Source organism: Paenibacillus sp. FSL L8-0708 (genome assembly GCF_038009325.1).
Lineage (GTDB): Bacteria > Bacillota > Bacilli > Paenibacillales > Paenibacillaceae > Paenibacillus_AQ > Paenibacillus_AQ odorifer.
In genome coordinates, this window is sequence record NZ_JBBPBC010000001.1 from 1,883,842 (window position 1) to 1,906,105 (window position 22,264).

Here is a 22,264-nt window from a genome sequence, read left to right on the forward strand (position 1 = left end):
GATTTTCTTTTAATTTAGTAAAATTTAAACAAACAAAGGATTAAACTAAAGAAAAAGACGATTATTTCGCCATAATTCATTTATTTCGAGTTTAATTTCATATAAATATGAAAAGGTTTATAGAAATATATTTACAAGGCTTTTTATATATGTTATTTTATATTGTAAGCGAATACATATTTTTTCATTTTAAATTTAATATTTATTGCTGCTCAATCTGTTGCTATTTCTGAGGTGATAATTTAATGGTAAAAAAAACAACAGATCTTGTCTTTCCAAGTTCCCCAGGGAACATGCCAATGTATGATCTATCAGTGATTGATATTGAGTCTTTATGGACGCTTCACAACACACATGATCCAGGCATTATTAAAACAGATGAGGGTTACTATGTTTTTTCTACCGACATAAGAGTCGGAGGAGAATTACGTCCAGGCGTAATGGTTCGAAAATCACAGGATCTTATCCATTGGGAATGGGTTCATTATGCGCTGCCGGGAATTCCCCGAGTTGCGAAGGAATGGGCAGGGGCTACTAATTTATGGGCACCCGATGTGGTGAAATACGGTGATCAGTATCGAATGTATTACTCGGCCTCATCTTTTGGAAGTAGACAATCGCTAATCGGACTTCAAACTTCATCTTCTATTGAGGGACCTTGGACCGATGAAGGTGTGGTGATTCAGACGCGTGCTGAAGATTCACTGAATGCGATTGATGCAAATGTGCTTACGGATGCAGATGGACGGATGTGGATGGTGTATGGTTCTTTTTTTGGTGGAATTCATATCATTGAGCTGAATGCGGAAACGGGCAAACCGAAGCAAGAAGGTTTTGGTACGCTGATCGCTAAACGGGATAACACCATTAAAGATGGAGCAGTTGAAGGACCGTACATAGTGTATAACGAGCAATTCAAAAAATACTATTTGTTCGTCTCCTATGACTCCCTGTTTGAGGATTATAACGTTCGTGTCGCTCGTGCAGATACTATTACCGGCCCATATGTGGATTATAACGGACGAGATATGACTGATAGTGCGCATCAACCCCGATATGAGGTCGGCAATAAAATACTGGGTGGCTATCGCTTTGGACAAGATCCAGGTTGGATTGCTCCCGGCCATAACTCAGTTCTTCATGAGGATGGCAGCTATTATATAGTTCATCATGCACGTGGTGAAATCGATAAACATTGGTCCTATTTACAGGTTCGTCGAATTCTGTGGACAGAGGATGGTTGGCCTGTTGTATCTCCAGAACGGTATGCGGGTGAAGTGGAACAGGATATTCCAGAACAGCTAATCGCAGGACAGTGGGAATGGATTGTAATGGACCCCTCAGTGGATGGCCAGATTCAGTCTGCCCTCATAAGTCTATCCTCTGACTTTAAGCTGGAAGGTGCGAATGGAAAAGGAAGCTGGTCTTTTGATGGACGCAGAGTTCTGACCTTGGTATGGAATGATGTTGTCGAGGGTAAAGGCCGGATAGAGAAGGTGCAATTGCTTCCGTCATGGGATTGGGAGAAAGAAACTCAGACCCTTGTATTTACTGGATTAAATGAAAATGGAATTTCCATCTGGGGTAAGCAAAAGAATGGAGAAGAGAATAGATGACTACTATCAAGCTACATGCAGGTAAAGGAATTAATATGATTAGCAAGTATCTATATGGTCATTTTGCCGAGCATTTGGGCAGATGTATCTATGATGGGATCTATGTGGGGGAAGATTCGCCGATTCCGAACACCAAGGGCTTTCGCAACGACATCCTAGCAGCACTCAAAAAAGTTAATATTCCTGTCCTTCGTTGGCCGGGGGGCTGTTTTGCCGATGAGTATCATTGGAAGGATGGCGTCGGTCCAAAAGAAACCCGTAAGCGGATGGTGAATACGCACTGGGGCGGTGTCGTCGAGAATAATCATTTTGGGACGCATGAATTTTTTGAATTATGTGAGTTGCTGGATTGTGAACCATATATCTGCGGGAATGTTGGCAGTGGCACTGTTCAGGAGATGTCGGAGTGGGTTGAATATATGACCTTTGAAGGCGAATCACCGATGGCGGATTGGCGTCGTGAAAATGGGCGTGAAGAGCCGTGGAAGTTGAAGTATTTTGGTGTAGGTAATGAGAACTGGGGCTGCGGCGGCAATATGCGTCCAGAATATTATGCGGATTTGTACAGACGTTACCAGACATATGTGCGTAATTATGGTGAAAATCAGATCTATAGAATCGCTGGTGGCGCCAACGTTGATGATTATAATTGGACAGAAGTGCTAATGCGCGAAGCTGGACGGTTTATGGATGGTCTCAGTCTTCATTCGTATACGATTCCTGGAAGCTGGGAAGAGAAACGTTACGCTTTAGGTTTTGATGAAGCCGAATGGTTTGAGACTATGCAAAAAACCTTGCATATGGATGAACTGATTACCAAACATTCAGCGGTAATGGATAAATATGATCCGGATAAGCGGGTTGGAATGATTATAGATGAGTGGGGAACCTGGTTCTTAAATGAACCTGGTACGAATCCGGGGTTCCTGTATCAGCAGAATACACTCAGAGATGCATTGGTAGCAGGGGTAACGCTGAATATTTTCCAAAAGCATAGCAGTCGTGTGCAAATGGCGAATTTGGCTCAAGTGGTCAATGTACTGCAGGCTCTTATCCTGACGGAGGGCGACAAGATGATTCTAACGCCTACCTATCATGTATTTGAAATGTACAAAGAGCATCAGGATAATGAACTGCTTGAAGTAACTGTTGAGAGCCCTGATTATACGTTTGGGGATCTAACAATTCCACAGATTAGCGTTTCTGCTTCTCGCGATACGAATGGCAAAGTATATGTTTCTCTCTGTAACTTGAGCCATAATGACAGCGCATCGCTAAGTATTGGTATTGAAGAGGTTACCTTTAGCAAAGTGACAGGTCAGATCTTAACGCATTCCGTGCTGGGTGCGCACAATACGTTTGAGGCACCGGATACAGTTACTCCAGTAGCTTTTGAGGGTGCATCTTTATCGGGTGAAAAGCTGAGCTGCGAGCTTCCACCTGCTTCTGTAGTAGTCTTGACTCTGGAATAATATCATGTCAGAGAATCAAGAAAAAAACCGTCGCTGCAAAAGCTGTGATGAGAACATGAGAATAAGCCCAGAAAAACTGGAGCGTTTAATAGAAATAGCCACTAGAGAAAGACCCTTAGCGCCGGAGGAGCAATATTTGCAGCGTATTGAACATTGCCGAGATTGCTCTGGCCTGCAATTTGGTAGCACTTGCCGTTATTGTGGCTGCCTCGTAGAGGTGAGAACGAGATTACAGGACTCTACTTGCCCTTATCCCTCGGCACCTCGCTGGGAGTGAATACTAAGTTTTTGAAAAGGACGTGAAAATCATCAAACAAAATTTGTTAGCTGCTACGCCCCCGATGGGCTGGAATAGTTGGGACTGTTACGGAGCCAGTGTAAATGAAGAAGAAGTAAGAGGCAACGCAGAATATATGGCTACCCATTTGAAGGACTTTGGTTGGGAATATGTAGTTGTGGATATTCAGTGGTATGAGCCTGGAGCGAATTCTTCGCAGTATCGCAACTTTGTACCGCTGGTTATGGATGAGTACTCCAGACTTCAACCTGCTGAGAACCGGTTTCCTTCCGCAGCGGGAGGCAAAGGGTTTGCGCCACTCGCTGAATATGTACATGGATTGGGTTTGAAATTCGGCATACACATTATGCGCGGAATCCCGCGTCAGGCTGCTCATGCGGCCAGTGCTATTCTAGGATCTGAGCAAACCGCACGCGATGTGGCTCACCCAAATTCTATTTGTCCATGGAATACGGACATGTATGGAGTAGATGCTTCAAAAGAAGGCAGTCAGGCGTATTATGACTCGCTGTTCCAGTTGTATGCCAGTTGGGGCGTGGATTATGTGAAAGTGGATGATATTGCCGCTTCTCGCATTTATGGATACCACAAAGAAGAAGTTGCTATGATCCGTAAGGCTATTGACCGCAGTGGTCGCGAGATGGTGCTCAGTCTTTCGCCTGGACCTGCTCCAGTGGAAGAGGCTGAACACTTAGCCGGACACGCTAACCTTTGGAGAATGACCGATGATTACTGGGATCATTGGCATCTGCTGCGCGGGATGTTTGAGCGCTGTGAGAAATGGGCTCCTTATGTTCAGCCGGGCCATTGGCCTGATTGTGACATGCTGCCGTTAGGTCATCTGGGCATTCGTTCTGTAGATGGCGGGGGAGACCGGTTCACGCGGTTTACTCATGACGAGCAGGTCACCATGATGACACTGTGGAGTATTTTTCGCTCCCCGTTAATGTTTGGAGGAGAACTTCGGGACAATGATGATTGGACATTATCTTTATTGACCAATAAGGAAGTGCTTCATCTGCATCGTTATGGTAAGGGCGGCAGACAGGTAGCGCTAAATGAGGAGCATGCGATCTGGACATCTGAGGATGAACAAGGTAACCATTATGTAGCTTTGTTTAATCTTAGCGATGAAACATTAACGCTTCAGGTATCATTCGAGCAGCTTAATGTTTCAATTCCTAGTACTATACGTGATCTATGGCAGAGCCGCGATTTGGAAGTAGTTAACGAAGGTATTTCTCAAACTCTTCCACAGCATGGTTCTGTATTGTTAAAGTTTAAATAGAGGAGAGAGATTATGAATACGAGTGTAGAATATAAAAATCCATTGGTGGAGCAGCGTGCTGATCCATGGGTATATAAACATACAGATGGTTATTACTACTTTATTGCTTCTGTCCCAGAATACGACCGGATCGAAGTGCGGAGAGCAACAACAATCGAGGGATTGGCTGCTGCAGAACCGGCTGTAGCTTGGCGTAAATATGAGACGGGTCCGCTTAGTGCAAACATTTGGGCACCAGAGCTCCATTATATTGACGGGAAATGGTACATTTATTTCGCAGCGGCGCGTACTACGGAGACGAAGGATGGATTATTCGATCACCGTATGTTTGCTCTTGAGAATGAATCTGCCAATCCGTTAGAAGGAACATGGGTAGAAAAAGGCCAGGTGAAAACCGCTTGGGAATCCTTCGCTTTGGATGCAACCACCTTCCAGCACAAAGGAAAATTGTATTATGTATGGGCACAGAAGGACCTGAATATTGAGGGGAATTCTAATCTGTATATTTCTGAAATGAGTAATCCATGGACGCTAACGGGTCCTCAGACGATGATTGCTACTCCTGAATATGACTGGGAAATTATTGGGTACAAGGTAAACGAAGGAGCTGCAGTGCTTAAACGTAACGGCCGTATCTTTATCAGCTTCTCGGCTAGCGCTACGGATTTCAATTACTGCATGGGACTTTTGGTTGCGGATGAAGACAGCGATCTGCTGGACGCCGCTTCATGGACCAAACTGCCGGAACCGGTATTCCAGACCCACGAAGAGAATGGACAATATGGTCCAGGTCATAACAGTTTTACTGTAAATGAAAATGGGGAAGATGTACTCATCTACCACTGCCGCAATTATAAAGAAATTACTGGCGATCCGCTGTATGATCCGAACCGTCATACTCGTGCTCAAGTCTTCCATTGGAATGAAGATGGTACGCCGAATTTTGGGGTTCCCGTTAAGGATGCTGCTAAACAATAATTCGTTGAGTATATAAAAAAGAGGGTTACTCATAAGCCATGTAGATGGCTGCTGAGTAACCCTCTTTCTTATGTTGCACCTTAAGGTATATATTGTTGAACGATCGAAGTAATTACGCCGTCCTGAATGGTGATGTGATACGGGAACTGGCTCAAGTCGATGACATCCGTATTATTAAATTGATCCATAAATTGCTGTAAGGTGATGGACTCATTCCAGTTGATATCCAAGTCTTCCATGTTGCCAGTGTGATCAAAAATTTGCAACGTCACTGTGGCGTTATCCGCTATCGGATAAGTTGTTAGAGTATCAACATCATTTACAATATAATAACTGTCTGGAGCTCCGCCGATTTCTGCTGCAGCTTCTGGATCTCTTTCAGCAAAGATTCGATCGGCATCAGCACCCTGATACCAGTTTATTTCATCGGTCGTACCGGAGAGCTTGCCATGGTCGGATTCAATAGTATGAAAGTAAACTGTTTGATGCTGGGTCTTGTCACTATCTTGCGCATCTACCCGTGTTCCAACGGTACTTGCAGAAGTAATGAGGGAAAGAAACAACAGAACAACAACCGGTAACACATACGCTGACTTTTTCTTAAACATTATTAATCTCCCCCTTGAGATATGTAAGACGTTGTATAAAACTTATTACCCGCTCCGTTTTTTCTTAAACGGGTTATATATTACTCTTTACGTGAAATGAGCAGTTTTTGTTGCATTTTTTTAAAAGTTTTTTTAAAAAGCAATGAGAAGTCACGAGTTCCCTAAAATAAATAGTAAAAGCTTATCTCCTCGGGCATATTAAAATATCAAAACATGCAGATTAGGGGGAGCAGCGAATGGGCGGAATACTACGGATTTATAGGAACGATTGGCGTAACTTATTCAGAGTTCCTGTGGCCGTATTGCTGGTTGCCGCTTTGGTGGTATTGCCCTCCGTGTATGATTGGGTGAACGTTGCGTCAGTATGGGATCCTTATAGCAATACTTCTGGCATTAAAATTGCTGTTACCAGCTTAGATGAAGGTACTAAGGTGCAGGAGAAGGATTTTAATATCGGGAATGAGGTCATGGAAAGTCTTCGGAGCAATAAAAACCTGGGCTGGACCTTTGTAGATGCAGAGACTGCACATAATGGTGTCAAACGCGGAGACTACTATGCCAGTATTGTTATCCCTGCTAATTTCTCCAAACGAATGACTGGAATTCTTGATGGAACGATTGTGAAACCAGAAATCGAATATACCGTCAATGAGAAAATAAATGCGATTGCTCCTAAAATCACGGACAAGGGCGCCACTTCAATCACCACACAGATCAGTGAGAATTTCACGGAAACGATTAGTGAGACGGTATTTACTGTTTTAAGTCAAATCGATAAGGAATTTCAATCTGAATTGCCCATTATACGCAAGGTAGAAAAAGGATTGTTCAAATTAGAGGCGAGCCTGCCAGAAATTGAAACCGCAGGTAAACGTGTATTGAAAATTCAGGAAAATTGGCCGCAGATTCATGCTTCAGCAGAGCGTATTTCCACATTGGAGAATAAGCTGCCAGAGGTGGAAAAAGCGGGTGAGGCTTTAGAGAAAATTGCTGAGCATTGGCCGCAAATCGCGAGTACCTTAGATCATTTAGGGGGGCTACAGGACAAGCTGCCCAAGATTGAAGAAGCGGCACAGCTAATCGTTCAACTTGATAACCATTATGGTGAAGTTGAACAGGTCATGGCTCAGGCCTCGCAAGGTCTTACGGAAGCGCATAAGATCGTTAATGCTGCCTTAACAGCGCTGCCTGAGGCAGAAAAGATTGCCACTGCCGGAAATGATTTTGTTCTGGAACTTCAACAATTTTTGGAGAAGAGCAGTGCTGCATTTGAAGCTGTTCCAGCAGCTATAAAACAGAATCTTAATCTCCTACAGCAAACGGAGAACTCAGTGGTCAAGCTTGCTGAACAGTTAAAGGGAGAGGATAACGAGCCGCAAGCTGTACGTGAGCAGCTGGAGTTACTCTCAGCACAGTTGGCTGCAGGAAGCAGCGTGATTGAACACACACTTTCTATGTTAAATGCATTGAACACATTTTCACCTGAAACAGTGTCTATTGCTGATCTTGCAGCATTGAAAGGTGTAGACAGTGTTTTGAACAGTCAGAAGTCCTTGGTAAATGCTATGGCGGCTGACGTTCAGAATAAGGATAACGCTGATTCCAGTGCAATTAACCAATTGTTCCTAAAGTCTGGTCTTGGGAAGCTGGCAATTGCGAAGCTTATCTCAGGGTATGATTCGTCGACTATCCCTGCCATAAAAAATACACTGGAGCAAATAACTTCGGCGGCAGATGTCACAGCCTCCGCATTGCAGCAGGTGCCAGATCGCATACCCGCGCTGGGTACCCTACTGGAAGAGACGATGTCGGCGATTGAGTTCGGGCAGACAAGCTTAGCTGGTCTGCAGCAGGATTTGCCAGCTATACGCGAAGCGGTCCACACAGCAGCCAGTGGGGTTGCCGATCAGACCCAGGGCTTTGGTGCTTTCATCCGAGATACGCTTCCGCTATTGGAGAGCAGCTTACCTACTGCAGGGGAAAAGATACAGCAAGCTGCGAATTTCGTGCGTCAGGATCTGCCTACTGTAGAAGAGCGGGTTCATCAGGTCTCGGAGTTGATTCGTACAGGACTCCCCCGTGCAGATAAAGGAGTGGCGCTTGCCGCAGATTTGGTGAGAAATGATCTTCCAGTACTGGAAGACTCGATTCGAAAAGCCGCTTCCACGATCCGCCAAATTAAAGAAGAGATTGATCTGGGGGAAATTGCGCAACTGCTCGGAGGAGATATTAAGAGCAAAAGTGATTTTTTGGCCAATCCGGTAGTGTTAAAAGAGAATAAGTTATATCCTATTCCGAATTACGGCTCAGCAATGACTCCTTTTTATGTCGTACTTTCCTTATGGGTCGGAGGCACACTGCTTGTCTCTCTTCTCCGCACAGGTGTGGATACGGGGGGGCTAACGTACAAAAGATATCAATTGTATTTTGGCCGCCTGCTGACCTTCCTTACGGTGGGAATTCTTCAGGGGCTGGTGGCTGTCCTTGGCAACATTTTTATTCTGCACTGTTATGTGGTGAATAAGGTGTGGTTTGTACTTTTTGGAGTGTTAATCAGCATCGTGTTCGTAACCATTGTATTTACGCTTGTCGCTGTATTTGGCAACCTGGGAAAAGGGATAGCGATCGTATTCATGGTGCTTCAATTCTCTAGCTCCGGCGGTACATTTCCGATTAGTACGACTGGGCGTTTTTTTCAAATATTAAATCCGTATATGCCGTTTACCTATGCAATTAGTCTGATGCGGGAGTCGGTTGGGGGAATTCTGCCGGAAGTGGCGATTCGTGATGTGATTTATCTGATTATCTTCGGTGTGCTGGCACTCTTGCTGGCATTACTCCTCAAGAAACCACTGGAGCCTTTTATCCATAAGGCTTCTGAACAAGCCGAAGAGTCTAAATTGATTTCTTAAAGAAAAAGAGGATGTGCCTAAGCCATGGTGATGGCTTTTGGCACAACCTCTTTTGTGTACTATATGGCAAGTGTGCAATAGGTTATCTTGCAGGAGCAAAATCAGCTACTGGCTTAAGAATCTCCTCGATCTGCTGTAAAGTATCAGCGGAGAGTACCGCATCTACAGCTTTGGCGTTTTCTGCAACTTGTTCTGGCTTACTGGCACCAATTAATGCTGAACTTACACCAGGCTGGCGCAGGATCCAAGCCAATGCCAATTGCGACAGCTTCAGGTCTAAACTGTGAGCGAGTTCAACCAGCTGTCCAACCACAGACAACACATCATCACGGAGGTAGCTGGAGATTACACCATTAACTGAATTATCCGCAGCACGGGTTCCTGCTGGAGGTTGTTGTCCCGGTTTATATTTGCCAGTCAGAATTCCTTGCGCCAGTGGAGAGAAGACCACTTGGCCCAACCCCTCACGCTGGGATACTTCAAGGACCTCGTCTTCAATATAACGTTCGAACATATTATAGATGGGTTGATTGGAGATCAGTGGACGCAGATTCAGTCTGCGGCTGATACCAGCAGCATTAGAGATTTGGGCTGCGCTCCATTCGCTAACAGCGGAGTAGAGAATCTTGCCTTGAGCTGTGAGATCATCCAGTGCGCGTAGAGTCTCCTCTACAGGGGTCTCTGTATCGAAGCGATGACAATAATATACATCAATATAATCAGTGCCTAAGCGGCGGAGGCTGGCCTCGCATTGCTCCATAATGTGCTTGCGGGACAAGCCACGGTTATTAACATCGTCTCCCATGGGGAAAAAGACCTTTGTGCTTAGCACATAAGATGATCTTTCATAGGAACGTAGAGCAGCACCCATCGCTTTTTCGCCTTCGCCACGGTTATATGCATTAGCCGTATCAAAGAAATTGATACCGCATTCAAAAGCTTTGCTTATACAAGCATCGGCTGCCTTTTGCTCTGCTGCGGTTCCATATGTAAGCCAACTGCCTAGTCCGATCTCACTGATTTTGAGCCCTGAATTGCCTAGTCTTCTATATTTCATTTTTCTCTTTCCTCCTTGTATTCTATATGATAACTTTACTTGTATTATAGGAGACATTCAAGTTGAATGATTAATATACTAGTAATCAAGGAGATGAAAGATTCAATGACTAATCCAGCTACTAAAAAATCAAAAGTGATCTTATTTCAGGGTGACTCCATTACGGATGGGAATCGAGGTCGTGATGAAGACCCGAATCATATTCTTGGACATAGCTATGCGTATATCATCGGAGGCAAGCTAGGGAATGAGCGGGCAGAAGAAAATCTGGTATTCTATAACCGCGGAGTGAGTGGAGATCGAATCTCCGATTTATATGCACGCTGGAATGAAGATGCAATTAGCTTGCAGCCTGACATCATTAGTATATTGATTGGGGTAAACGATATTTGGAGAATGATGAAAGGGGAACCAAGTGGAGTTACGGACCGTTTTGAACGCGCTTACCGTCACGTACTTGAAGAAACACGTGAAGTTCTGCCACATACGAAGCTGGTTTTATGTGAGCCTTTTATTTTAAATACCGGAGCTCCAGCTGAACAGTGGACAGAATGGGAAGCGAAGATTACACATTATCAGGGAGTGGTTAAGCAGCTGTCTGAGCAATTTGATACAGTTTATGTACCTCTACAGGATGCTTTCAACGCAGCTGCAGAGAGAGCAGAGGCAGCCTATTGGCTGTGGGACGGCGTTCACCCGACGACTGCCGGGCATGATCTGATTGCTGGGGAATGGCTGAAGGTCGTTTTGGAAAGTGGTCTTTTAAACAATTAAGTTATAAAGTCATTATCTCTCTTTATCTATGCACCTACTGATCACTCAGCGGGCGCATAGATAAGAGATACATGGTAATTATTTAAGAAATCGATCCATTCCTCAGAAGGCTTCTGATCTGTAACGATATAATCCACTCTATCAAAGCTGAACAACTTAATGAACGCGGTCCGGTCAAATTTGGAGTGATCTACGAGCAGAACCACTTTATTCGCCTGCTGCTGCATAAGCACCTTCAGTTCGCTTTCTTCTTCATTTGAATCACTTAGACCGCCTGTCATGGACAATGCTTTACAGCTGAATATGGCTACATCCACATTATATTTTCGAATTGTCTGTGAAGCGGTATTTCCAACAAAGGAGCTGGTCTCGGGGCCTAAAATTCCACCTGTGGAAATCAGCTTTTGACCGGAGTGTTGAAATTCAGATAATACCACTAGAGAGTTCGTAATAATTGTCAAATTGTTTTTCTCCTCAATAATTCTACGCAAGGCTTCAAACACCGTTGAGCTCGTATCCGTCACCAAGCTGTCTCCATCATTGATTAATTGCAGTACATTATCGGCTATGATTCGCTTCGCTTCAATATTGACCTGATGCCTGCTGGTATAGGAAGGATCTTCATTGGTATGGGCGTTGAGAATGGCTCCACCATAATTTTTTTTGGCAAGACCTTCTTTGTCCAGTTTATCTAGATCCCGCCGAATGGTCTCTTCCGAGACGTTGAATTTTTGCGCTAGCTCTGCGACATGGACCTTCTTCTGTCTGTAAAGCTCATTAATAATTAGATCCCGTCGTTCAAATGCTTTCATTCGTTCACTCACCTTTATATATAAGTCTGCTTTCTAGTGTACTACATTGTTGTTTAAATCTAAAAATAATTACATATTCACATAAAACCACAATATATAATAATTATATCACATAAAACCACACTTTTGTTTAGGTAATATGTTGGTTTGTGTTGACTAAAGCGCTTGCAGATTTTATGATGAAGGAGAAATAGATCTATTAACGATGACTCTAAGATGATCTTGAGGAGGAACGGCATTGATAGAAAACTATCCGAAAATTGGTATCCGCCCAACCATTGATGGCAGAAGAAGAGGCGTTCGTGAATCACTGGAAGAGCAAACGATGGGCATGGCTCAGCGGGTGGCTAAGTTTATTGAAGCGAATTTAAGGTATCCAAATGGGAGTCCTGTAGAGTGCATCATCGCCGATTCTACGATCGGTGGTGTTAAAGAAGCTGCTGCGGCGGCTCAGAAATTCTCCGGGGCTAACGTAGGGGTGTCGATCACCGTGACGCCTTGCTGGTGTTATGGCTCAGAGACAATGGATATGGATTCATCCATTCCGCATGCCGTGTGGGGATTTAACGGAACGGAACGGCCGGGTGCTGTGTATCTAGCTGCTGTTCTCTCTGCGTATGCTCAAAAGGGAATTCCTGCGTTTGGTATCTATGGTGAAGATGTTCAAGAGTCTAGCAGTGAAGAGATTCCAGTGGATGTGCAGTCTAAATTGCTACAGTTTGCTAGAGCAGGCTTAGCAGTTGCTCAAATGAAGGGGAAATCATATTTATCTATGGGTTCTGTTTCGATGGGGATTGCGGGTTCCATTGTGAATGAACAATTTTTCCAAGAGTATCTGGGCATGCGCAATGAATATATAGATATGTCTGAATATGTCCGGCGCTTTGAAGAAGAGATTTATGATAAAGAGGAATTTAAGCGGGCGCTTGCCTGGACTAAAGAAAACTGCCAAGTTGGCGCTGATAATAATCCGCAGCATCTGCAAATCAGTGCAGAAGAGAAAGAGAAGCAGTGGGAGACTTGTGTGAAAATGACATTGATCGCCCGCGACCTGATGATCGGCAATCCGGTTCTCGCTGAGCTTGGTTTTGAGGAGGAAGCTAACGGCCACAATGCAATTGTTGGCGGTTTCCAAGGCCAGAGACAATGGACGGACCATTTCCCTAACGGCGATTTCATGGAGACGATGTTGAATTCTTCTTTTGACTGGAACGGCAAACGGGCTCCTTATCTCGTAGCGACAGAGAATGACAGCCTGAATGGGGTAACGATGTTGTTCAATTATTTGCTTACGAATACAGCACAAATTTTTGCTGATGTCCGAACCTTCTGGAGTCCCGATGCCGTTAAGCGAGTGACGGGTCATCAATTGGAGGGAGAAGCAGCTCACGGAATACTGCATCTGATCAACTCTGGTTCGGCAGCGCTTGATGGCACAGGTGAGCAGAGGATAGAGGGTAAGCCTGCAATCAAACCGTTTTGGGAGATTTCAGACGAAGAGGCTGAGGCTTGTCTAAGCAATACACAATTCCGGCCAGCTTCTCAAGAATATTTCCGAGGAGGCGGCTTCTCTACCGATTATTTAACCAAAGGCGGAATGCCGGTTACTATGGCTCGCTTGAACCTGGTGAAGGGGCTTGGACCTGTTCTTCAGCTTGTTGAAGGTTACACTGTAGAGCTGCCTGAAGAGGTTCATCATATTTTGGATCAAAGAACAGATCCGACCTGGCCGACGACCTGGTTCGCTCCTAAGCTAACTAACAGTGGTTCATTCCAATCGGTATATGATGTCATGAATAATTGGGGCGCGAATCATGGGGCGATCAGTTATGACCATATCGGGGCGGATCTAATTACGCTGGCGTCGATTTTGCGTATTCCAGTAAGTATGCATAACGTTGAGGAATCACGTATTTTCAGACCACGGGTGTGGTCGTTATTTGGGACGGAGAATCTGGAAGGAGCAGATTACAGAGCCTGTCAGAATTTCGGACCGCTATATTAAAATCTTCTTGTGAAGCAGGTGTGCGTGAAATGGGTGATACGATTAAGCCTCTGGCTATGGATCTTGGCGCCAGCTCCGGAAGAGTGATGTTGGGATTGTATGACGGTAACACCCTTCGCATGGAAGAAATTCATCGGTTTGCTAATACCCCGGTGTATATTGGCGGGCATTTGTATTGGGATGTTTTGAAGCTCTTTCACGAAATGAAAAAAGGAATCCAGAGAGCTTATAGGGCGCGTGGAAAATTGAGGTCTCTAAGCGTGGATACGTGGGGAGTCGATTACGGTTTTATTGATAAAAGAGGGATGTTGCTCTATTCCCCCCATCATTATAGGGATAAGAGAATGGGAAGTCATCGTCTAGGGTTGGAGGTACTGCTTCCGCCAAGGGAGCAATTTAGCGTTACTGGTATTCAACCGAGCTTGATTAATACGGTTTATCAGCTGTTTGCTGATTTTCAGGATAATGATTCTCTGCTAGAGGTCGCAGATACTATTTTAATGATGCCAGACCTGTTCCACTATTTGTTCTCTGGTATCGCGGCAGCAGAAAGCACGATTTGGAGTACAAGTGGCTTAATGGACGCTGTATCTGGTGAAGTCTCTACTGAAGTATTTAGCAGGCTTAGTATCCCGGTTAGCCTAGTGCCACAACAGGTTCAATCGGGGACGGTCATTGGTCCTATCCTTCCGGTAATTCAAGAGGAGCTTAGCGTTGGTCCAATGGAGGTAATTGCGGGTGCTTCTCATGATACGGCTTCAGCAGTAGCTTCCATTCCGTATTCTCTTAAGGATAATGCAGCATTTATAAGCTGTGGAACATGGTCGATAGTGGGCATGGAGACGCCTGAAGCTGTCATTACAGAGAAAAGCTATGAATACGGATTCACAAATGAGCAGTGTTACGGCCAATCTAATCGTTTGCTCAAAAATATAACGGGACTATGGATTTTGCAGGAGCTGCAAAGGAATTGGGCAGAAGCGGGAAAATACGTCAGCCAAGGCCAAATGGTTGAGCTAGCTGAAACCATAAATCATGCCCCAGCAATTATTGATCCGAATGATGAACTGTTTAGTACACCCGGTGTGATGACCCAACGGATTAGAGAATATTGCGAACGAATAGGCCAGCAAGCCCCCTACACGAAAGCTGAGATTATTCGCGTCATACTTGAGAGCTTAGCAGAGTCCTATCGCCATACGATTAACGAAATGGAAGAGATCACCGGCAAAAAAATCAATATCATTCATATGGTCGGTGGTGGGATTCAGAATGAACTGCTCTGTCAGCTTACCGCTAATATAACGGGGAGAAAAGTTGTAGCAGGGCCTGTGGAAGCTAGTGCAATTGGCAATATAATTATTCAACTGGCTGCCCTAGGGGAATTGGAAATCTCCGAGGGCAAGCAGGTAGTGGAAAGATCTTTTGCCTTTAAGACATATCAGCCTTCTTTGGTGAAGGTTTGTGAAAAATAGGATACGAGGAGAGAAACCCTATGGATACATTGGAACAAAAATTACGTTTGCAGATTTGTGATATCGGGAGAAACCTGTTTAATAAAGATTTTATCGCGGCTAATGATGGGAATATTTCTGCTCGCTTATCAGAGAATGTAATTCTGACTACCCCCAGAGCGGTGAGTAAGGGATATTTAGAGCCTCATATGCTTGTAAAAGTGAATTTGCAAGGTGAAGTCCTTGAAGCAGCTGAAGGCTACAGACCCTCAACGGAAGCGAAAATGCATCTAAGAATTTATAATGAGCTGCCAGAGATGAAGGGTGTGGTCCATGCACATCCCCCGTATGCTACTGCATTTGCCATAAAAGGTGAGGCGCTCGACAAGATGATGATGCCAGAGTCGGTGATCATGATCGGAGATATTCCATTGGCGGAATATGGAACACCATCGACGGAAGAAATTCCAGATTCACTGATGCCTTTCCTGGGCAAAAAAACTGCGGTCCTGCTCGAGAATCACGGAGCCCTTACTTGGGGAGAAGATGTTATGGAAGCATATCTGAACATGGAGCGGCTTGAGTATACCGCCAAGCTCACCTTCATTACCCGGATGATTGGCGGGGAGAGAGAATTGCCGCAGCATCGGATTGATGAGCTGGTAGCGTTGCGATCATTTTATGGGAAGTAAAGAGGTGCCTTATGTTAAAAGGAATTCCTAAGCTGCTGTCTCCGGAGCTGGTGCGCATTCTGATGGAAATGGGTCATGGGGATGAGCTTGTATTGGCTGATGCGAATTATCCCGGACATTCGTTGAATCCGAGGGTACTGAGATATGATGGCATCGGTATTCCTGACCTGCTGGATGCCATCTTAGAGTTGTTACCTCTGGATCATTATGCAGAGCAACAGGTGGCTTTTATGGCAGTGGTGGCTGGAGATCCAACTGTACCGGTCATCTGGTCCACATACGAGACTATCATTGCCAAGCATGATGCTGAAGCGACGATTAAACATGAGGAACGTTTTGATTTCTATAACCGTTCTAAGCAAAGTTATGCGGTTATAGTTACTGGTGAAGAAGCATTGTATGGGAATGTTATTCTTAAAAAAGGCGTTATTAAAAGTTAAAATAACGGAAATGAAGCCGCTAACCGCTTGGGTGACCAAGGAGTTAGCGGCTTTTTATGCTGTAAGGATAAGTATTTATAACCGGATTACTCTGTACTCATATGCACCAAGGGAGAGGGGGCCGCAGGCCACGGATTTGCCTGAGAGAACATCATGTCCGTCCCGCGGGAGTGTGAGACTTCCCCCGTGTCCATCCATATTTACAATGGTCCACACTTCGGTACCTTGGTCATTGCTTCTAGGGCAGACAAGGGTTCCCTTAGTGACATCACTGCGTACGGTAACACCAGTACGTTCTGCATAATGATCAATAAGTTTACATAACATTAGGTCACCTTCTTCACCGGCAGGCATTGAACCCAGCATAACAATAGTACCTTGTCCGTAAGGCTGCTCCGTCAGGAAGGACAAACCCGGTGTCACCCCCTCCGTAATCATTCCGAGACTGGAAGCGGACTCTGAAACGGGTTCAAAAACAGAACTCCACATGGACAAGGGAGCAGATACCCCAAAAGCGTGTCCAATCGTGCCTGTTAATTCCAGCGGATAGATAAACTTAGTTTTGACTCCTGCTAATCGCTCCAATTCCCCAAGTCCGGCATTCCTATGAAGGGTATGCTCCTTCGTTCGTCCTCCGGTAAGAGGACCGACAATCCAAATCCCGCCAGCTGCTGTGAAGGCCAGCGCACTTTCCACATACTCGGGGGACAAATAATGTACGAATGGAGTGAATAACAGCTTGTATCCGGTTAAGTCACCGCCTTCGGGCAGCAGATCCCGGTGAATACCCATATGTAGAATTCTTTTGTAGAAATCGCCCAGCAGACTACGATAATTTAGCTTCCGATGAGGTTCAGTTGCGAGATAAGCTTTGGTTCTGTCCGAATAGGTAATCGCAACATCTGCCCGAAGGGGCCGGGTGGAGAGCATAATTTGTTCAATTTCTTGCCGTGCTTGATTGGCCTCCAGCACATTATCGTACCCTAGAGCGGGTTCTCCCCAGGCACTAAGGATCGAGCTATGTGTTTGTTCACTTCCGGAAGTATGCTGGCGCCAGAGCCAATAGCAAAATGCACCTGCACCCAGCGCATAGGCGGCAACCGCTTCTGCCTTCAGATATCCGTTCGGATGTGGCACACCAAAACTTACTAGAGATGCGGCAAACGAGGGTCCTGTCTCCATTATCCAGAAATCTTTTCCCGGCTTGAAATTTCGCCATAGATCACAGTTAAGCAGATAAGCATGCATATTTTCCTGTGAGGCATAAGTGTCGTAGGCGGCAAAGTCGAGATTCTGAAATAGCCGCTCATTATCTAGATGAAAAGCGACACTGCTGTTGTGGGTAATTGGTGCAGAGGAGTGGCGGCGGATAATATCAGCCTGCTCATCGGCGAATTCAGCGATTTTTTCCATTGAAAATAAGCGGTACATCGTCCGCAGAGATGAATTGTGGAGGAAAGGTGCGGGTCCTGGCTGTGGCACCTGATCAAAACGTTGATAAGTTTGGCTCCAGACGGCTGTTCCCCATGCCTCATTCAACTTTTCAATGGAGCTGTAGCGCTGCTGCAACCAGATATGCCATAAGCCTTTACAGGTCTCACACATGCACTCCGCCACATGCGCTTTGAATTCGTTATCGAGCTGCCAGGCGGTTAACCCCGGAAGTGCTCCGGTCTCCTTGGCAATATGCTCCGTAATGATGGCAGCCCGCTCACGAAAATAAGGATTGTTCGTACAGATATGCTGCCGTGCTCCATGTCCCATTACCGTTCCGCTCTCATCCACATAACAGCGCTCAGGATGTCCATGGGTAAGCCAAATGGGGGGTGTAGGTGTCGGCGTACACATTACTGTGTCAATTCCGTTTCTATGTAACCTTTCGATATATTTCACGACGGGACGGATATCAATCTTATCTTCTTCTGGCTCCAAGGCAGACCAAATGAATTCTCCGATTCGTACGATATTAATCCCCGTTTCTTTCATTAGAAGGATGTCCTGCTCAAGCACCTCTTCACTCCATAGCTCGGGATACCAAGCAGCACCATAGTATAACTTGTTCTTCAATTCAGCTCCCCCTTTAAGGCAAACATTTGCTGGAAATCATCACTTGGAATCATAGGTTGTTAGGGTCTTGCGGGCAATAGTAAACTTTTGCGCGGTTTGGACTTTTTAGATAAAATGGGATTTTTAGCTTATATAGAGCGTTCAAAAAAGTCCGATTGCTGGAAAAAATCACTAGCAGCATAATAGGAGTCGCAGTAAGGGTGATTGCAGTAATCCATGGCTACAGTAATCGCGAGATGTACATGACAAATGGAGGTGAACAGGATGAAGCACGTAACAGTTCCGGGAACTGCAGAACAACAGCTAAAACCGCAGACCTATCGAAATATCCGGGTAAGAAGATGGAAACGTTTTAAACGTGATAAATGGTTATATATTCTGCTGCTCCCTGGAGTCCTTTATTTTCTTGTTTTCAAATATGTTCCGATGTGGGGCGTGCTGTTGGCTTTTAAGAATTACCAGCCGTTTCTTGGTTTTCAGAAAAGTGAATGGGTAGGTTTTGAGCATTTTCGTGTTTTTTTCCAGAATCCCGATTTCTTTATGCTGCTGCGCAATACGTTATTGTTATCTTTTTATAATTTGATTTTCTTTTTTCCGGCGCCGATTATTCTGGCACTACTTCTAAACGAAATACGGCTTTCCTTCTATAAAAAGACGATACAAACGATGATTTATGTTCCGCACTTTATATCCATGGTCATTGTGGCCAGTATGAGCTATGTATTTCTAACTACGGAAGGCGGGACTGTAAATGAGTTTTTGTATACGTTTACAGGCAGGAAAATAGACTTTCTAGCTAATCCCGACTGGTTCCGTCCATTGATTATTCTCCAGACGATCTGGAAGGAGTGCGGTTGGGGGACAATTATATTCCTGGCAGCGCTGGCCGGTGTAGATGTGGAGCAATATGAGGCTGCGGTAGTAGACGGTGCGAACAGGTGGCGGCAGATTTGGCATATTACGTTGCCTGCTATTCGCAGTACAATCGTTATTTTACTTATTCTTCGGATGGGAACGATTTTGGATAACGGTTTTGAACAAATTTATTTAATGATGAATGCTCTTAATCGTGAAGTAGGTGAGGTGTTCGATACCTATGTATACGCACTGGGAATCACCCAGGGAGCTTTTAGCTACAGTACAGCTGTTGGATTATTCAAATCAATAATCGGTGTGACGCTTGTGCTCGGGACGAATTGGATCGCCAAAAAATTTGGTGAATCCGGACTTTATTGAGAAGGGAGTAGCTTGCTGTGGCCAAACAATACAAGAGTACGGGTGGAACTGCATTTGATGTATTCAATTATATATTTTTAGGGATTATCGGAATCGTAGCGATTCTCCCTTTCCTCTTTGTGGTTTCGGGCTCCTTCGCTACAGATGCGGAAATTACTAAACGTGCCGTATTCCTGATCCCGACCACGATTTCATTTGACGCCTACCGATTTATCTTTTCAACAGATACGATTATGCGCAGTATAGGGGTTTCTATTTATGTTACGGTAATCGGAACTGTCGTTAATTTATTCTTCACGGTAACAATGGCTTATCCGATGGCAAAACGATATCTGATGGGCCGTAATTTGGTACTCAACCTTGTTATTTTTACGATGCTGTTCGGTGGAGGAATGATTCCAACCTATCTCGTCATTCGGGAACTGCATCTGCTTGATACGCTCAATTCTCTTATTTTACCGGGAGCAATTAGCGCCTTTAACCTGATTATTGTCAAAAACTTTTTTCAGGAGCTGCCTATAAAAATGGAAGAAGCGGCGCGTATTGATGGTTGTTCTGAGCTGGGCTTGTTGTGGAAGATAGTCCTTCCTTTATCCAAACCGGTTCTTGCTACATTTACGTTGTTCTATGCTGTGGGACATTGGAACAATTTCTTCTCGGCACTGCTCTACATTACGGATCCGACAAAATGGCCTTTGCAGGTGATGCTGCGACAGATCGTAATGTTGTCCCAATCTGCGGCTGGCGATATGAGTTCTATGGATCCGAGCTTTGTGCAGCCACCGGAGCAGTCGATTAAAATGGCGGTCATTGTAGTAGGTACTCTACCAATTTTATGTGTGTACCCATTTCTGCAAAAACATTTCGCTAAAGGGGTGATGCTGGGTTCTGTTAAAGGATAGCAAACTTAACTTATTCCAATTTGGAGGTATAATAATGGAAGCTAATCGTTCGGTAAAAAAGAAGCGCTGGTTGTTACTTTTACTTGTGGCTATGATGGTTACCACTGTTGTTGCAGGTTGCTCAGGTAATGAATCTGCAGGTTCTAACAGCAAAAGTGAGGGGAGTAGTAATACTGGAGAAGAGAAAAGCGAGTCCCCGCTGGATCTGACCCTCATGCTGCCGATATTCAAAACAAATTATCCGAAGGATGGCAGTCCGGTTGCTGCTGAACTGGAGAAACAGACCCACACAAAAATCCACTTTGAGTGGGTCCCGAACGCATCTTATGCAGATAAATTTAATATTACGCTAGCTTCTGGGAAGCTGCCGACTATTATCTACGTGGGGGATGTTAAGGCTTCTAGTTTTGTGAACGCTGCCAAATCGGGCGCATTCTGGGAAGTAGGGCCTTATCTTAAGGATTATCCGAATTTAAGCCAAGCGAACCCGGTTATTCTGAAAAACTCGGCTATTGATGGGAAGAATTACGGAATCTATCGGGGGCGTGTACTCGGCCGTAACGGTATGGTTTTCCGTAAGGATTGGCTGGAGAAGGTGGGGCTGCAAACACCGCAGACGGTAGATGATTTCTACAATATGCTGAAAGCGTTCAAGGAAAAAGATCCAGACGGCAATGGTAAAGAGGATACTTATGGCATGGTGCTGGTCAAATGGAGCGGCCAGTGGGCCAGCGGTTTTGATACCATTAAGTTATGGTTTGGAACACCGAATAAATGGGGCGTGCAAGATGGCAAGCTGGTGCCTGAGCATGAATATCCAGAATATTTGGAAGCGCTTAAGTTCATGAAGAAGCTGTATGATGAGAAATTGATCAACTCCGACTTCGCAGTTATGGATAGTGCCAAATGGACAGATCCGATCGTGAACAATAAGGCAGGAGTAATCGTCGATGTGGTCGATACAGGCGCCCGGGTGGATGATAAAATTCACGCTGCGCTAGAAAAAGAAGGCAAAGACGAACCGGATAAACATTATGTAGATGTAAGCGGGGGCGTAACAGGTACGGATGGCAAGCTACATACATTGCCGACCTCTGGTTTCTCGGGCATGCTGGCTATTCCAAAATCATCTGTGAAGAGCGAAGAAGAATTGAAACGGGTACTGGCTTTTCTAGATCAAATCAATAATCCGGAATTACAAACGATGTTAGGTTTTGGTTTGGAAGGTACTCACTACACTATGGTGGATGGTTTTATTGAACGCTCCAAAGACACTGTCCTTCTGGAGTCAGAAGTGGAAGGGTTAAACCAAATTCTGGCCTTTATACCTGAGGACAAATCCAAGACTGTAGCTCAGACACCGCTGCGGCTTAAACAAATCGAAGTTCAGAAAGCAAATGAAGCTTCGATCGTGGTTAATCCGGCAGAGGCCTTTATTTCCACAGTATATTCGCAAAAGGGCGCTCAACTTGACAATGTAATTAATGATGCACGCATAAAATATATTGTAGGACAAATTGATGAAGCTGAATTGAAATCAGCATTTGATGTATGGAGAAAAACAGGTGGAGATGATTTAGTTAAGGAAATGAACGAGTTATACGCTAAGGCTGACCGCTAGATCCTTCCTAGTGCTTTTATCCGGCTGGAAAG

At 44.8% G+C, this 22,264-nt stretch carries 18 protein-coding genes; 14 read left to right on the forward strand and 4 right to left on the reverse strand.

All coding sequences use genetic code 11. From position 1 onward, the window contains the following. Positions 1-245 precede the first annotated feature (245 nt). From NYE58_RS08690 to NYE58_RS08710, 5 genes are read left to right on the forward strand one after another with little or no spacing between them, the layout of a single operon-like run. Positions 246-1,616: an arabinan endo-1,5-alpha-L-arabinosidase gene (locus NYE58_RS08690; protein ID WP_326047077.1), complete on the forward strand. Its 1,371-nt coding sequence runs from the start codon at positions 246-248 to the stop codon at positions 1,614-1,616. Continuing rightward, positions 1,613-3,088, forward strand: a complete 1,476-nt coding sequence (locus NYE58_RS08695) for an alpha-N-arabinofuranosidase (protein ID WP_094903235.1) — start codon at positions 1,613-1,615, stop codon at positions 3,086-3,088. Before NYE58_RS08690 ends, NYE58_RS08695 begins: the two co-directional genes overlap by 4 nt. A 4-nt stretch (positions 3,089-3,092) precedes the next feature. After that, entirely contained in the window at positions 3,093-3,365 is a 273-nt protein-coding gene (locus NYE58_RS08700; protein WP_076106144.1) for a DUF6171 family protein, read from the forward strand. Between the two features lie 31 nt (positions 3,366-3,396). Continuing rightward, on the forward strand, positions 3,397-4,674 hold the full coding sequence (locus NYE58_RS08705; RefSeq protein ID WP_076106163.1) for a glycoside hydrolase family 27 protein: 1,278 nt from the start codon (positions 3,397-3,399) through the stop codon (positions 4,672-4,674). Between the two features lie 12 nt (positions 4,675-4,686). Beyond that, positions 4,687-5,652 carry a glycoside hydrolase family 43 protein gene (locus NYE58_RS08710; RefSeq protein WP_036675689.1) on the forward strand — a complete coding sequence of 322 codons (966 nt, stop codon included), beginning with the start codon at positions 4,687-4,689 and terminating at the stop codon, positions 5,650-5,652. 80 nt (positions 5,653-5,732) lie between these two features. Here NYE58_RS08710 and NYE58_RS08715 read toward each other — a convergent pair whose 3' ends face one another. After that, a complete protein-coding gene (locus NYE58_RS08715) occupies positions 5,733-6,260 on the reverse strand; it encodes a hypothetical protein (protein WP_036675687.1) in 528 nt (175 codons plus the stop codon). Positions 6,261-6,496: 236 nt separating this feature from the next. On the opposite strand from NYE58_RS08715, the gene NYE58_RS08720 reads away from it, so the two are divergent. Next, positions 6,497-9,172: a YhgE/Pip domain-containing protein gene (locus tag NYE58_RS08720; RefSeq protein ID WP_341001562.1), complete on the forward strand. Its 2,676-nt coding sequence runs from the start codon at positions 6,497-6,499 to the stop codon at positions 9,170-9,172. A gap of 82 nt (positions 9,173-9,254) precedes the next feature. Here the strand turns inward: NYE58_RS08720 and NYE58_RS08725 are convergent, their stop codons facing one another. Next, the gene (locus NYE58_RS08725) at positions 9,255-10,229 is read right to left on the reverse strand and encodes an aldo/keto reductase family protein (protein ID WP_036675684.1); all 975 of its coding nucleotides are present in this window, start codon (positions 10,227-10,229) and stop codon (positions 9,255-9,257) included. Positions 10,230-10,295: 66 nt separating this feature from the next. On the opposite strand from NYE58_RS08725, the gene NYE58_RS08730 reads away from it, so the two are divergent. After that, positions 10,296-11,003 carry an SGNH/GDSL hydrolase family protein gene (locus NYE58_RS08730; RefSeq protein ID WP_051490864.1) on the forward strand — a complete coding sequence of 236 codons (708 nt, stop codon included), beginning with the start codon at positions 10,296-10,298 and terminating at the stop codon, positions 11,001-11,003. Positions 11,004-11,044: 41 nt separating this feature from the next. Here the strand turns inward: NYE58_RS08730 and NYE58_RS08735 are convergent, their stop codons facing one another. Then, the gene (locus NYE58_RS08735; protein ID WP_076225117.1) at positions 11,045-11,815 is read right to left on the reverse strand and encodes a DeoR/GlpR family DNA-binding transcription regulator; all 771 of its coding nucleotides are present in this window, start codon (positions 11,813-11,815) and stop codon (positions 11,045-11,047) included. A 241-nt stretch (positions 11,816-12,056) separates the two neighbouring features. Between NYE58_RS08735 and NYE58_RS08740 the strand changes: the two genes are divergently transcribed. The 4 genes from NYE58_RS08740 to fucU are packed head-to-tail and all read left to right on the forward strand — an operon-like array spanning position 12,057 to position 16,406. After that, positions 12,057-13,820: an L-fucose isomerase gene (locus NYE58_RS08740; protein ID WP_445321966.1), complete on the forward strand. Its 1,764-nt coding sequence runs from the start codon at positions 12,057-12,059 to the stop codon at positions 13,818-13,820. A gap of 29 nt (positions 13,821-13,849) precedes the next feature. After that, complete coding sequence (locus NYE58_RS08745; RefSeq protein WP_341001564.1) at positions 13,850-15,295, forward strand: rhamnulokinase; 1,446 nt, start codon at positions 13,850-13,852, stop codon at positions 15,293-15,295. A 20-nt stretch (positions 15,296-15,315) separates the two neighbouring features. Beyond that, positions 15,316-15,966, forward strand: a complete 651-nt coding sequence (locus NYE58_RS08750) for a class II aldolase/adducin family protein (RefSeq protein WP_038569477.1) — start codon at positions 15,316-15,318, stop codon at positions 15,964-15,966. An 11-nt stretch (positions 15,967-15,977) separates the two neighbouring features. Next, positions 15,978-16,406, forward strand: a complete 429-nt coding sequence (fucU, locus tag NYE58_RS08755; RefSeq protein ID WP_036675675.1) for an L-fucose mutarotase — start codon at positions 15,978-15,980, stop codon at positions 16,404-16,406. Positions 16,407-16,481: 75 nt separating this feature from the next. Here the strand turns inward: fucU and NYE58_RS08760 are convergent, their stop codons facing one another. Continuing rightward, positions 16,482-18,473 carry a beta-galactosidase gene (locus NYE58_RS08760; RefSeq protein ID WP_036675674.1) on the reverse strand — a complete coding sequence of 664 codons (1,992 nt, stop codon included), beginning with the start codon at positions 18,471-18,473 and terminating at the stop codon, positions 16,482-16,484. 264 nt (positions 18,474-18,737) lie between these two features. On the opposite strand from NYE58_RS08760, the gene NYE58_RS08765 reads away from it, so the two are divergent. Genes NYE58_RS08765 through NYE58_RS08775 form a run of 3 tightly spaced genes read left to right on the forward strand, consistent with a single transcriptional unit; the run spans position 18,738 to position 22,232 of the window. After that, on the forward strand, positions 18,738-19,709 hold the full coding sequence (locus NYE58_RS08765; RefSeq protein ID WP_076106155.1) for an ABC transporter permease: 972 nt from the start codon (positions 18,738-18,740) through the stop codon (positions 19,707-19,709). Between the two features lie 17 nt (positions 19,710-19,726). Then, entirely contained in the window at positions 19,727-20,611 is an 885-nt protein-coding gene (locus NYE58_RS08770; RefSeq protein WP_341001565.1) for a carbohydrate ABC transporter permease, read from the forward strand. Between the two features lie 34 nt (positions 20,612-20,645). Further along, on the forward strand, positions 20,646-22,232 hold the full coding sequence (locus tag NYE58_RS08775) for an extracellular solute-binding protein (protein WP_036675669.1): 1,587 nt from the start codon (positions 20,646-20,648) through the stop codon (positions 22,230-22,232). Positions 22,233-22,264: the final 32 nt, after the last annotated feature.

What these genes read in the sequence shown, in the direction of transcription:
- NYE58_RS08690 (WP_326047077.1), top strand. Translation starts at nt 246, where the DNA reads ATGGTAAAAAAAACAACAGATCTTGTCTTTCCAAGTTCCCCAGGGAAC.
- NYE58_RS08695 (WP_094903235.1), top strand. Translation starts at nt 1,613, where the DNA reads ATGACTACTATCAAGCTACATGCAGGTAAAGGAATTAATATGATTAGC.
- NYE58_RS08700 (WP_076106144.1), top strand. Translation starts at nt 3,093, where the DNA reads ATGTCAGAGAATCAAGAAAAAAACCGTCGCTGCAAAAGCTGTGATGAG.
- NYE58_RS08710 (WP_036675689.1), top strand. Translation starts at nt 4,687, where the DNA reads ATGAATACGAGTGTAGAATATAAAAATCCATTGGTGGAGCAGCGTGCT.
- NYE58_RS08715 (WP_036675687.1), bottom strand. Translation starts at nt 6,260, where the DNA reads ATGTTTAAGAAAAAGTCAGCGTATGTGTTACCGGTTGTTGTTCTGTTG.
- NYE58_RS08720 (WP_341001562.1), top strand. Translation starts at nt 6,497, where the DNA reads ATGGGCGGAATACTACGGATTTATAGGAACGATTGGCGTAACTTATTC.
- NYE58_RS08725 (WP_036675684.1), bottom strand. Translation starts at nt 10,229, where the DNA reads ATGAAATATAGAAGACTAGGCAATTCAGGGCTCAAAATCAGTGAGATC.
- NYE58_RS08730 (WP_051490864.1), top strand. Translation starts at nt 10,296, where the DNA reads ATGATTAATATACTAGTAATCAAGGAGATGAAAGATTCAATGACTAAT.
- NYE58_RS08735 (WP_076225117.1), bottom strand. Translation starts at nt 11,815, where the DNA reads ATGAAAGCATTTGAACGACGGGATCTAATTATTAATGAGCTTTACAGA.
- NYE58_RS08745 (WP_341001564.1), top strand. Translation starts at nt 13,850, where the DNA reads ATGGGTGATACGATTAAGCCTCTGGCTATGGATCTTGGCGCCAGCTCC.
- NYE58_RS08750 (WP_038569477.1), top strand. Translation starts at nt 15,316, where the DNA reads ATGGATACATTGGAACAAAAATTACGTTTGCAGATTTGTGATATCGGG.
- fucU (WP_036675675.1), top strand. Translation starts at nt 15,978, where the DNA reads ATGTTAAAAGGAATTCCTAAGCTGCTGTCTCCGGAGCTGGTGCGCATT.
- NYE58_RS08765 (WP_076106155.1), top strand. Translation starts at nt 18,738, where the DNA reads ATGAAGCACGTAACAGTTCCGGGAACTGCAGAACAACAGCTAAAACCG.
- NYE58_RS08775 (WP_036675669.1), top strand. Translation starts at nt 20,646, where the DNA reads ATGGAAGCTAATCGTTCGGTAAAAAAGAAGCGCTGGTTGTTACTTTTA.